This is a genomic window from Escherichia sp. F1 (assembly GCF_046764225.1).
Lineage (GTDB): Bacteria > Pseudomonadota > Gammaproteobacteria > Enterobacterales > Enterobacteriaceae > Escherichia > Escherichia coli.
Genome location: NZ_CP177202.1, coordinates 126,591 through 138,891, shown reverse-complemented (window position 1 = coordinate 138,891; position 12,301 = coordinate 126,591). Strand labels below are relative to the sequence as shown.

The following is a 12,301-nucleotide window of genomic DNA, read 5'->3' as shown; positions in this document are numbered from 1 at the left end:
ATTTAGATCTCCGGGAACGTGGAATAGTCAGTCTTTTTCTCGGCGGCGAGTTGATGCTCCAGCCGGGAAATTCGGTCAGAAAGTGCGGCGATTTCCGGGTCAGTCGCTTTCTCCTGCGACGCAACATGTGACTGCATACCCCAGCCACGCTCCGGTTGATAGAGCGTCGCCCAGATCCACAGAAACGGCCAGATAACATGCAGAGTAAACAGGCTCACCCAGCCCGCCGTATGAATAGCGTCGGCATGGGGATGGTTGCGCTTTTTGGCAATCAGATAAGGGATGTCATGTATCGCGATGATTCCATAAAAAATCACCAGAAAGACGAAGATCAGCACTCCCAACGCGAAATAGTTTAGAAACATATCTGCCTCGGATTCACGTTTATCAGTGTTGTTTTTTGGCTGGCAGCCAGAAGGGAGTCAGGCTGATATTTTGACAATAATTCGGGTTCGCGATTCTCGCCATAACACCAAAGAATAATTTTTAGAGGTGATGAGTTGCTTAGTTACATAACGATTTTATGACGAGGGCATAACATGCTGCAGATCACATCAGGTGAACGCCGTAAGAAAATATCTTGTGATTCAGATCACAAAGATTCAACAAACCAACAAAACAAAAATGTGACATTACTCACATTTAAATGCCATTTTTAGCGAAAATCGCCGCCTTGTTGCTTTTTTACACAAGAGTTTTGTGATGAGCATCACGTCAATTACCTCTCTACCCCCTATATTTATGTGACCGATATCACACAAAAGGCCGTCGACTGGACAGTTAACCGATTCAGTGCCAGATTTCGCAGTATCTACAAGGTCCGGCTACCTCTGCCGCCACATTAACAAAAAACCTCGGGCTTCCAGCCTGCGCGACAGCAAACATAAGAAGGGGTGTTTTTATGTCATCCGATATTAAGATCAAAGTGCAAAGCTTTGGTCGTTTCCTCAGCAACATGGTGATGCCAAATATCGGCGCGTTTATCGCGTGGGGTATCATCACCGCGTTATTTATTCCAACAGGGTGGTTACCGAACGAAACGCTGGCGAAGCTGGTCGGGCCGATGATCACTTATCTCCTGCCGCTGCTGATCGGTTATACCGGTGGTAAGCTGGTAGGCGGCGAACGTGGCGGCGTAGTCGGTGCCATCACTACCATGGGCGTTATCGTCGGCGCAGACATGCCGATGTTCCTCGGTTCGATGATTGCAGGTCCACTGGGCGGCTGGTGCATTAAGCACTTCGACCGCTGGGTAGACGGTAAGATCAAATCCGGTTTTGAGATGCTGGTGAATAACTTCTCCGCAGGCATCATCGGGATGATCCTCGCTATTCTGGCATTCCTCGGCATTGGCCCGATTGTTGAAGCCCTGTCCAAAATGCTGGCTGCGGGCGTTAACTTCATGGTTGTCCATGACATGCTGCCGCTGGCGTCTATCTTTGTTGAACCGGCGAAAATCCTGTTCCTCAACAACGCCATTAACCACGGTATCTTCTCGCCGCTGGGTATTCAGCAGTCCCATGAACTGGGTAAATCCATCTTCTTCCTGATTGAAGCTAACCCAGGTCCAGGTATGGGCGTGCTGCTGGCGTACATGTTCTTTGGTCGTGGCAGTGCTAAACAATCTGCGGGCGGTGCGGCAATCATCCACTTCCTGGGTGGTATCCACGAAATCTACTTCCCGTATGTGCTGATGAATCCGCGTCTGATTCTGGCCGTTATCCTCGGCGGTATGACTGGCGTGTTCACGCTGACTATCCTGGGCGGTGGTCTGGTTTCTCCGGCATCTCCGGGTTCTATCCTTGCTGTACTGGCGATGACACCAAAAGGTGCTTATTTCGCTAACATCGCGGGTGTGTGTGCGGCGATGGCTGTCTCCTTCGTTGTCTCTGCTATTTTGCTGAAAACCAGCAAAGTGAAAGAAGAAGATGATATTGAAGCTGCTGCACGTCGCGTTCAGGAAATGAAAGCTGAGTCTAAAGGTGCGTCTCCGCTGTCTGCGGGCGATGTGACTAACGACCTGAGCCACGTACGTAAAATCATCGTTGCCTGTGACGCCGGTATGGGTTCCAGTGCGATGGGCGCAGGTGTGCTGCGTAAGAAAATTCAGGATGCAGGTCTGTCGCAGATTTCTGTTACTAACAGCGCGATCAACAACCTGCCGCCAGATGTGGACCTGGTCATCACTCACCGTGACCTGACCGAACGCGCTATGCGCCAGGTTCCGCAGGCACAGCATATTTCGCTGACCAACTTCCTCGACAGCGGCTTGTACACCAGCCTGACCGAACGTCTGGTTGCTGCCCAGCGCCATACTGAAAACGAAGTAAAAGTGAAAGACAGTCTGAAAGACAGCTTTGACGATTCCAGTGCTAACCTGTTCAAACTGGGCGCGGAGAACATCTTCCTCGGTCGCAAAGCGGCAACCAAAGAAGAAGCGATTCGTTTTGCTGGCGAGCAGCTGGTGAAAGGCGGTTACGTTGAGCCAGAATACGTTCAGGCGATGCTGGATCGTGAAAAACTGACCCCGACTTATCTGGGTGAGTCTATCGCGGTGCCACACGGTACGGTTGAAGCGAAAGATCGCGTACTCAAAACGGGCGTCGTGTTCTGCCAGTACCCGGAAGGCGTACGCTTCGGTGAAGAAGAAGATGACATTGCCCGTCTGGTGATTGGTATTGCTGCCCGTAACAACGAGCACATTCAGGTTATCACCAGCCTGACCAATGCACTGGATGATGAGTCTGTCATCGAGCGTCTGGCACACACTACCAGCGTGGATGAAGTGCTGGAACTGCTGGCAGGTCGTAAGTAATCCAATCCCACCTCTCCACATGGAGAAGGTGGGGCTTATTGCCTGATGCGCTACGCTTATCAGGCCTACAAAACAAAGCGCAGTTTGTTGAATTTGCACGTTCTTGTAGGCCGGATAAGGCGTTTACGCCGCATCCGGCACGGCCCCTCTCCACATGGAGAGGGTTTGGGTGAGGGAAAAGCCTCACCCCAGCCCTCTCGGGTAAAAACATTGATGAAGGTTAATACTATGAAAGCATTACATTTTGGCGCAGGTAATATCGGTCGTGGCTTTATCGGTAAACTGCTGGCAGACGCGGGTATCCAACTGACGTTTGCCGATGTCAATCAGGTGGTACTTGATGCCCTGAATGCCCGTCATAGCTATCAGGTTCATGTGGTCGGTGAAACCGAGCAGGTAGATACCGTTTCTGGTGTCGATGCCGTCAGCAGCATTGGTGATGATGTCGTTGATTTAATCGCTCAGGTCGATTTAGTCACTACCGCCGTTGGTCCGGTTGTGCTGGAACGTATTGCTCCGGCAATCGCCAAAGGGCTGGTGAAACGTAAAGAACAAGGTAATGAATCCCCGCAGAACATCATCGCTTGTGAAAACATGGTACGCGGCACCACGCAGCTGAAAGGCCATGTGATGAACGCCCTGCCGGAAGATGCCAAAGCGTGGGTAGAAGAACACGTTGGCTTTGTTGATTCCGCCGTTGACCGCATCGTGCCGCCTTCGGCTTCTGCAACCAACGATCCGCTGGAAGTGACGGTAGAAACATTCAGCGAATGGATTGTTGATAAAACCCAGTTCAAAGGCGCGCTGCCGAACATCCCAGGCATGGAGTTAACCGACAACCTGATGGCATTTGTCGAACGTAAACTCTTCACCCTGAATACGGGTCATGCTATAACCGCGTACCTCGGAAAACTGGCGGGTCATCAGACCATTCGTGATGCGATTCTCGACGAGAAAATCCGCGCGGTGGTAAAAGGTGCGATGGAAGAAAGCGGCGCGGTACTGATCAAGCGTTACAGCTTTGACGCTGACAAACATGCGGCGTACATCCAGAAAATCCTTGGTCGTTTTGAGAACCCGTATCTGAAAGATGATGTAGAGCGCGTAGGCCGTCAGCCGCTGCGTAAACTGAGTGCTGGCGACCGTCTGATCAAGCCACTGCTCGGTACGCTGGAATACGGCCTTCCGCACAAGAATCTGATTCAGGGGATTGCCGCTGCAATGCACTTCCGCAGTGAAGATGATCCGCAGGCTCAGGAACTGGCAGCGCTGATCGCCGACAAAGGTCCGCAGGCGGCGCTGGCACAGATTTCTGGTCTTGATGCCAACAGCGAGGTTGTATCCGAGGCGGTAACCGCTTATAAAGCAATGCAATAATGGTGGACCAGGCGCAGGACACCCTGCGCCCGAATAACAGATTGTCAGATATGCAGGCAACAATGGAACAAACCCAGGCCTTTGAAAACCGTGTGCTTGAGCGTCTGAATGCTGGCAAAACCGTGCGAAGCTTTCTGATCACCGCCGTCGAGCTTTTGACCGAGGCGGTAAATCTTCTGGTGCTTCAGGTATTCCGCAAAGACGATTACGCGGTGAAGTATGCTGTAGAACCGTTACTCGACGGCGACGGTCCGCTGGGCGATCTTTCTGTGCGTTTAAAACTCATTTACGGGTTGGGCGTCATTAACCGCCAGGAATACGAAGATGCGGAGCTACTGATGGCATTGCGTGAAGAGCTAAATCACGACGGCAACGAGTACGCGTTTACCGACGACGAAATCCTTGGACCCTTTGGTGAACTGCATTGCGTGGCGGCGTTACCACCGCCGCCACAGTTTGAACCTGCAGACTCCAGTTTGTATGCAATGCAAATTCAGCGTTACCAACAGGCTGTGCGATCAACAATGGTCCTTTCACTGACAGAGCTGATTTCCAAAATCAGCTTAAAAAAAGCCTTCCAAAAGTAAGCAACGTCTGCTTACTGCCCCTCTACCTGCTTCGGCCGATAAAGCCGACGATAATACTCCAGACGTTGTAGATATAACGGCACGCTTTCATCAGGTATTCCGGACGGAATCGCGTTACGGGGAGGTAGTTTTTTCAGATACTCCCGGAACGCCTGGCTCGATGCCATGAAATCTACGGCTTTATCGATAAGAAGCGGAACGTTTTCACCTAATTTGCCCATGATGATATCTCCGTATTACCCCGCGCCGGGAATGCGCGGCCGCCAATTTTAGTTTAGATCCCGGTATAAATGACATTAAGGAAAACGTGCTCAATCCTCAATAATCATCCGTTTCTATTAACTATCTTTTTTCTTTAAATTTCTTAACTAATCAATAAATTGCGTAGTTTTTAAGCATGTTAATGTTTACGTTATAGAACTATTGCAATGTCATCAGTTGTGAACAAAGCACCTGGTCGCGCATACTAGGGGCTATAAATTTATCTTTATCAGAAGCCATCACATGAAAGAAGTCGAAAAAAACGAAATCAAACGTCTCAGCGATCGCCTGGACGCCATCCGTCACCAGCAGGCCGATCTGTCGCTGGTTGAAGCCGCAGACAAATACGCCGAACTGGAAAAAGAGAAAGCCACTCTGGAAGCAGAAATTGCTCGCCTGCGCGAAGTTCACAGCCAGAAACTCAGTAAGGAAGCACAGAAGCTGATGAAGATGCCGTTCCAGCGCGCGATTACTAAAAAAGAGCAAGCTGATATGGGCAAACTGAAGAAGAGCGTTCGCGGACTGGTCGTTGTGCACCCAATGACCGCGCTGGGCCGCGAAATGGGCCTACAAGAGATGACAGGGTTCTCTAAGACCGCGTTTTAAGTTCCTTTCTCGTCGCTGTAATTACAGCCACTCACGATTTACTCGCTCCTGCTGGCACATGCAGGAGCCTGTTGTAGAGATCGAATATTTATAACGTTCTTAACATTATATATTTAACTCCACCTACACTTCTGAGCGCTCGGAGCAGGCTAAATTCTGAAAATCAGGTACAAATTAAAGAATGATGTATCAATATTAACAATGAATCGCCGCATATCAATGCTTGAAACATAATTAATTATTTAAATTTTTCTATCAGCATCGCAAACTTCGCAATAAAACATCACTCAACTGAATATTTACCTTTCCCTGCCCTAGGCCTTTATCCGGTGAAACATTTGACATTGATTGACACCGATCATTAAAATCCGCGCGATTAATATTATTGGCTACAAACCGAAATTGTTTGACACTTAATAACATATTCGCACAACCAATTAATACAAAAATTCTCTAACAAATTTATTTGTCGGATATGCTCCACTCTAATCATTCATAAAAAAAATGATTGTGCCGTAATTATCAACTGTATCGGGATTATGAAAAGGAATTCATCCTATGAACCTAAAGAAAACACTGTTAAGCGTGTTAATAATAGTGCCTCTCTGCTTATTGGCAGGGTGTGACTATATTGAAAAAGCGAGTAAGGTCGACGACCTCGTTACACAGCAAGAGTTGCAAAAAAGCAAAATTGAGGCGCTTGAGAAACAACAGGAACTCGATAAGCGAAAGATAGAACATTTTGAAAAACAACAAACTACTATCATAAATAGTACCAAGACGCTCGCTGGCGTGGTGAAGGCGGTTAAAGACAAACAGGACGAATTTGTCTTTACAGAATTTAACCCGGCACAAACACAATACTTCATTCTAAATAACGGTTCTGTCGGTTTGGCAGGTCGGGTGCTGGCTATTGATGCGGTTGAAAACGGCAGCGTTATTCGTATTTCACTAGTCAATCTATTAAGCGTTCCCGTATCAAATATTGGCTTTCATGCGACATGGGGCAATGAAAGACCCACCGATGCCAAAGCTCTGGCGAAGTGGCAACAATTACTTTTCAACACCACCATGAATTCCACTCTGCAATTAATGCCTGGTCAATGGCAAGACATTAATCTGACATTAAAAGGCGTTTCGCCTAATAACCTGAAGTATCTGAAGTTGTCCATCAATATGGCAAATCTCCAGTTCGACACTGTTCAATCTGCTGAAACTCGGCAGCGAAAAAACAAAAAATAAATGCAGCTTCTGCGCTTATATCAAGGAATAGAGAGCATCAATAATGAACAAAATTTTTAAAGTTATCTGGAATCCAGCGACGGGCAGTTACAGCGTTGCCAGCGAAACGGCGAAGAGTCGTGGCAAAAAGAGCGGGCGCAGTAAGCTGTTAATTTCTGCGTTGGTTGCGGGTGGGTTGTTGTCGTCATTTGGAGCGTTAGCTAATAACTACGAGGGGCAGCCAACTGATTATGGCGATGGCTCAGCAGGTGACGGCTGGGTTGCTATCGGTAAAGGTTCAAAAGCAAATACCTTTATGAACACAAGCGGCGCGAGTACAGCTTTAGGTTATGACGCGATAGCCGAAGGTGAGTACAGCTCTGCCATCGGGTCAAAAACCCTCGCAAGTGGTGGAGCATCCATGGCGTTTGGGGTTAGTGCAAAAGCATTAGGTGACAGAAGTGTCGCGCTGGGTGCATCTTCAACAGCAACTGGCGATCGTTCGATGGCTCTTGGTCGTTACGCAAAGACGAACGGTTTTACATCTCTTGCTGTTGGGGACTCCTCCCTTGCCGATGGTGAAAAAACTATTGCGTTAGGAAATACGGCTAAAGCTTACGAAATTATGAGCATCGCCCTCGGTGATAATGCCAATGCGTCAAAAGAATATTCAATGGCGCTGGGTGCAAGTAGCGCCGCATCTGCGGCTAACGCGATTGCAGTAGGCCGCAACAGTGCTGCTGCTGGCGTAGACAGCCTCGCATTAGGTAGACAATCACTTGCCAGTGCAGCGAACGCCATTACGATTGGTGCTGAAAGCGAAGCCGCTGAAAATGCGACGGCTGTAGGTACTAAAGCGAAAGCTCGAGGCAAAAACAGTCTTGCATTAGGTGCAAACAGTGATTCAACAGGTGAAGGTTCTGTTGCCCTGGGATATACAGCAGCGGCTGCTGGCGCAAGTGCTCTTGCCTTGGGGCAAAATGCGCAAGCATCAAACACAAACACCATTGCATTAGGCCAGAACAGCAGCGCATCAACCGCAAATGCTATTGCGATCGGTACAGGAAGTTCTGCGGTTGGATCAAACAGTCTTGCATTGGGAAGTTCATCTTCTGCAGGAGGGAATAATTCCGTCGCGATTGGTGCAAGCTCTACTGCAGATGAAGACAACGTTGTGTCGGTCGGCTCAGGGTCAGCACAGCGTCGCATCGTCAATATGGCGGCAGGTGAAATCTCAACAGACAGTAAAGAAGCCATTAACGGTTCACAACTTTACGCCATTAGTCGGTCGGTAGCAGACAGGCTGGGAGGCGGAGCAGATGTAGCCAGTAACGGAACAATAAAGGGGATGTCTTATAAACTGAAGAAAAGGGATTTCAATAACGTTGGTGAAGCACTCCAGTACCTTGACAATGAAACTCTGCACTGGGACTCAGCTAAAGGGGCTTTCAGCGCCAGTTATATTGTTAAAAATGCTGATGGAACGATTGCCAGTACCGTAGCAGAAAACAAAATCATCAATGTAAAAGATGGCGATATTTCGGCTACCAGTAAAGACGCCATTAACGGCTCTCAGCTGAAAACCACCAACGATAACGTAGCGACCAACACCACCAATATCACCAACCTGACTGATTCCGTTGGCGACCTTAAAGACGATGCCCTGCTGTGGAATGGCACCGCATTCAGCGCCGCTCACGGTACCGATGCCACCAGCAAAATCACCAACGTCAAAGACGGTGACCTGACGGCTGGCAGCACTGACGCGGTTAACGGCTCTCAGCTCAAAACCACTAACGATGCCGTGGCAGCCAACACCACCAATATCGCCACGAACACCACCAACATCACCAACCTGACTGACGCTGTTGACAGTCTCGGTGATGACTCTCTGCTGTGGAACGCTACTGCGGGGGCATTCAGTGCCGCGCACGGTACTGATGCCACCAGCAAAATCACCAACGTCAAAGACGGTGACCTGACGGCTGGCAGCACCGACGCGGTTAACGGCTCTCAGCTCAAAACCACTAACGATGCCGTGGCAGCCAACACCACCAATATCGCCACGAACACCACCAACATCACCAACCTGACTGACGCTGTTGACAGTCTCGGTGATGACTCTCTGCTGTGGAATGATGCAGCGAAAGCATTCAGCGCCGCTCACGGTTCCGATGCCACCAGCAAAATCACTAACGTCAAAGACGGTGACCTGACGGCTGGCAGCACCGACGCGGTTAACGGCTCTCAGCTGAAAACCACCAACGATAACGTGGCGACCAATACTGCCAATATCACCACCAACACTACCAATATCAACAACCTGACTGATGCTGTTGACAGTCTCGGTGATGACTCTCTGCTGTGGAATGATGCAGCGAAAGCATTCAGCGCCGCGCACGGCACCGATGCCACCAGCAAAATCACTAACGTCAAAGACGGTGAACTGGCGGCTGGCAGTACTGACGCGGTTAACGGCTCTCAGCTGAAAACCACCAACGATAACGTGGCGACCAATACTGCCAATATCACCACCAACACTACCAATATCAACAACCTGACTGATGCTGTTGACAGTCTCGGTGACGACTCTCTGCTGTGGAATGCTACGGCGGGTGCATTCAGTGCCAAACACGGTACCAACGGTACTGATAGCAAAATCACCAACTTACTGGCAGGCACTGTATCCTCTGATAGCACTGACGCCATTAATGGCTCACAACTTTATGGCTTAGCTGATTCATTTACGTCATACCTTGGCGGTGGTGCTGATATCAGTGATGCGGGTGTATTAACCGGGCCAACCTACACTATTGGTGGTACTGACTACAATAACGTCGGTGATGCTCTGGCTGCCATTAACACGTCATTTAGCACATCACTCGGTGATGCCCTACTCTGGGATGCGACCGCCAAGGGCGGTGACGGTGCGTTTAGCGCCGGTCGCGGGACAGATAACACAGCCAGCATCATTACTAATGTTGCAGACGGTGCAATTTCCTCTACCAGCAGCGACGCTATTAACGGCTCACAGCTCTATGACACCAGCAAGTACATTGCCGATACTCTGGGTGGTGACGCAGAAGTCAATGCTGACGGCACAATCACCGCACCGACTTATGCCATCGCTGGCGGCAGTTACAGCAACGTCGGTGACGCGCTGGAAGCGATCGATACCACGCTGGATGACGCTCTGTTGTGGGATGCAACAGCCAATGATGGCAATGGTGCATTTAGCGCCGGTCGCGGGGTAGATAAAACGGCCAGCGTCATTACTAACGTCGCAGACGGTGCAATTTCCTCCACCAGCAGCGATGCTATTAACGGCTCACAACTCTATACCACCAATAAGTACATCGCTGATGCGCTGGGTGGTGACGCAGAAGTCAACGCTGATGGTTCTATTACTGCGCCGACTTACACCATTGCAAATACCGATTACAACAACGTTGGTGAAGCTCTGGATGCGCTCGATGAGAATGCTCTACTGTGGGACGAAGATGCAGGTGCCTACAACGCCAGCCATGACGGCAAGGCCAGCATCATCACAAACGTTGCTGATGGTAACATTGGCGAAGGCAGTACCGACGCCATCAACGGTTCTCAGCTGTTTAACACCAATATGCTGATCCAGCAGAACAGCGAAATCATCAATCAGCTTGCCGGTAACACCAGCGAAACCTATATCGAAGAAAATGGCGCGGGTATTAACTATGTGCGTACCAACGACAACGGCTTAGCATTCAACGATGCCAGCGCTTCAGGTATTGGCTCTACCGCCGTGGGTTATAACTCTGTTGCCTCAGGCGAAAGCAGCGTAGCCATCGGTCAGGGCAGCAGCAGCTCCGTTGATACGGGTATCGCCCTGGGTAGCAGTTCTGTTTCCAGCCGTGTAATAGTTAAAGGTTCTCGTGACACCAGCGTGTCGGAAGAAGGTGTTGTGATTGGTTATGACACCACGGATGGCGAACTACTTGGTGCGTTGTCTATTGGTGATGACGGTAAATATCGTCAAATCATCAACGTAGCCGATGGTTCCGAAGCCCATGACGCCGTTACGGTTCGCCAGTTGCAAAATGCCATTGGTGCGGTCGCAACCACGCCGACTAAATACTTCCACGCCAACTCAACGGCTGAAGACTCACTGGCTGTCGGGGAAGACTCGCTGGCAATGGGCGCGAATACTATCGTTAATGGTAATGCGGGCATTGGTATCGGCCTGAACACTCTGGTTCTGTCTGATGCGATCAACGGTATTGCTATTGGTAGCAACGCGCGTGCAAACCATGCAAACAGCATTGCTATGGGTAATGGCTCACAGACGACTCGTGGTGCTCAAACTGGCTACACCGCCTACAACATGGACGCACCACAGAACTCTGTGGGTGAGTTCTCTGTCGGCAGTGAAGACGGTCAACGTCAGATCACCAACGTCGCGGCTGGTTCGGCTGATACCGATGCGGTTAACGTGGGTCAGTTGAAAGTAACGGACGCGCAGGTTTCCCAGAATACCCAGAGCATTACTAACCTGAACAATCAGGTGACGAATCTGGATACTCGCGTTACCAATATCGAAAACGGCATTGGCGATATCGTAACCACCGGTAGCACCAAATACTTCAAGACCAACACCGATGGCGTAGATGCCAACGCGCAGGGTAAAGACAGTGTTGCGATTGGTTCTGGTTCCATTGCTGCCGCTGACAACAGCGTCGCGCTGGGTACCGGTTCCGTGGCCAACGAAGAAAACACCATCTCTGTGGGTTCTTCTACCAACCAGCGTCGTATCACCAACGTTGCTGCAGGTGTTAATGCCACCGATGCGGTTAACGTTTCGCAGCTGAAGTCTTCTGAGGCAGGCGGCGTTCGTTACGACACCAAAGCTGATGGCTCTGTAGACTACAGCAACATCACTCTCGGTGGTGGTAATGGCGGTACGACTCGCATCAGCAACGTCTCCGCTGGCGTCAACAACAACGACGCAGTGAACTATGCGCAGCTGAAGCAAAGCGTGCAGGAAACGAAGCAATATACCGATCAGCGGATGGTTGAGATGGATAACAAACTGTCCAAAACCGAAAGCAAGTTGAGCGGTGGTATCGCTTCTGCAATGGCAATGACCGGTCTGCCGCAGGCTTACACTCCAGGTGCCAGCATGGCCTCTATTGGTGGCGGTACTTACAATGGTGAATCGGCTGTTGCTTTAGGTGTGTCGATGGTGAGCGCCAATGGTCGTTGGGTCTACAAATTACAAGGTAGTACCAATAGCCAGGGTGAATACTCCGCCGCACTCGGTGCCGGTATTCAGTGGTAATGATCCATTAACTTAGTGTGACTAAGGGCAATTCTCTGATGAGGATTGCCCTTTTCTTTACCAGACATCTCCCTCCACCAAGAATTGGCCCTACCAATTCTTCGCTTATCTGACCTCTGG

The 12,301-nt window shown here is 49.9% G+C and carries 8 protein-coding genes; 6 read left to right on the top strand and 2 right to left on the bottom strand.

Features of this window, described 5'->3' with window-relative positions; all coding sequences use genetic code 11:
• Positions 1 to 2 precede the first annotated feature (2 nt).
• Positions 3 to 365 (bottom strand): DUF3302 domain-containing protein, encoded by a 363-nt coding sequence (locus ACK8NJ_RS00595; protein WP_000479624.1) that lies wholly within the window; start codon positions 363 to 365, stop codon positions 3 to 5.
• A 536-nt stretch (positions 366 to 901) separates the two neighbouring features.
• On the opposite strand from ACK8NJ_RS00595, the gene mtlA reads away from it, so the two are divergent.
• From mtlA to mtlR, 3 genes are all read left to right on the top strand, one after another.
• Positions 902 to 2,815, top strand: coding sequence for a PTS mannitol transporter subunit IICBA (gene mtlA, locus ACK8NJ_RS00590; RefSeq protein WP_000093245.1), 1,914 nt, complete (start codon positions 902 to 904; stop codon positions 2,813 to 2,815).
• Positions 2,816 to 3,043: 228 nt separating this feature from the next.
• Positions 3,044 to 4,192 carry a mannitol-1-phosphate 5-dehydrogenase gene (gene mtlD / locus ACK8NJ_RS00585; RefSeq protein WP_411962038.1) on the top strand — a complete coding sequence of 383 codons (1,149 nt, stop codon included), beginning with the start codon at positions 3,044 to 3,046 and terminating at the stop codon, positions 4,190 to 4,192.
• Positions 4,192 to 4,779 (top strand): mannitol operon repressor MtlR, encoded by a 588-nt coding sequence (gene mtlR / locus ACK8NJ_RS00580; protein WP_000228269.1) that lies wholly within the window; start codon positions 4,192 to 4,194, stop codon positions 4,777 to 4,779. The genes mtlD and mtlR overlap by 1 nt, the downstream gene beginning before the upstream one ends.
• 11 nt (positions 4,780 to 4,790) lie before the next feature.
• Here the strand turns inward: mtlR and yibT are convergent, their stop codons facing one another.
• The gene (gene yibT, locus ACK8NJ_RS00575) at positions 4,791 to 5,000 is read right to left on the bottom strand and encodes a protein YibT (RefSeq protein ID WP_000517100.1); all 210 of its coding nucleotides are present in this window, start codon (positions 4,998 to 5,000) and stop codon (positions 4,791 to 4,793) included.
• A 283-nt stretch (positions 5,001 to 5,283) separates the two neighbouring features.
• Here yibT and ACK8NJ_RS00570 point away from each other — a divergent pair, with 283 nt between their 5' ends.
• From ACK8NJ_RS00570 to ACK8NJ_RS00560, 3 genes are all read left to right on the top strand, one after another.
• The gene (locus tag ACK8NJ_RS00570) at positions 5,284 to 5,646 is read left to right on the top strand and encodes a YibL family ribosome-associated protein (RefSeq protein WP_000665680.1); all 363 of its coding nucleotides are present in this window, start codon (positions 5,284 to 5,286) and stop codon (positions 5,644 to 5,646) included.
• 558 nt (positions 5,647 to 6,204) lie between these two features.
• A complete protein-coding gene (locus ACK8NJ_RS00565) occupies positions 6,205 to 6,888 on the top strand; it encodes a DUF3251 domain-containing protein (protein WP_001049677.1) in 684 nt (227 codons plus the stop codon).
• 43 nt (positions 6,889 to 6,931) lie between these two features.
• Positions 6,932 to 12,181 (top strand): YadA-like family protein, encoded by a 5,250-nt coding sequence (locus ACK8NJ_RS00560; protein WP_411962037.1) that lies wholly within the window; start codon positions 6,932 to 6,934, stop codon positions 12,179 to 12,181.
• The last annotated feature ends 120 nt before the right edge of the window (positions 12,182 to 12,301 follow it).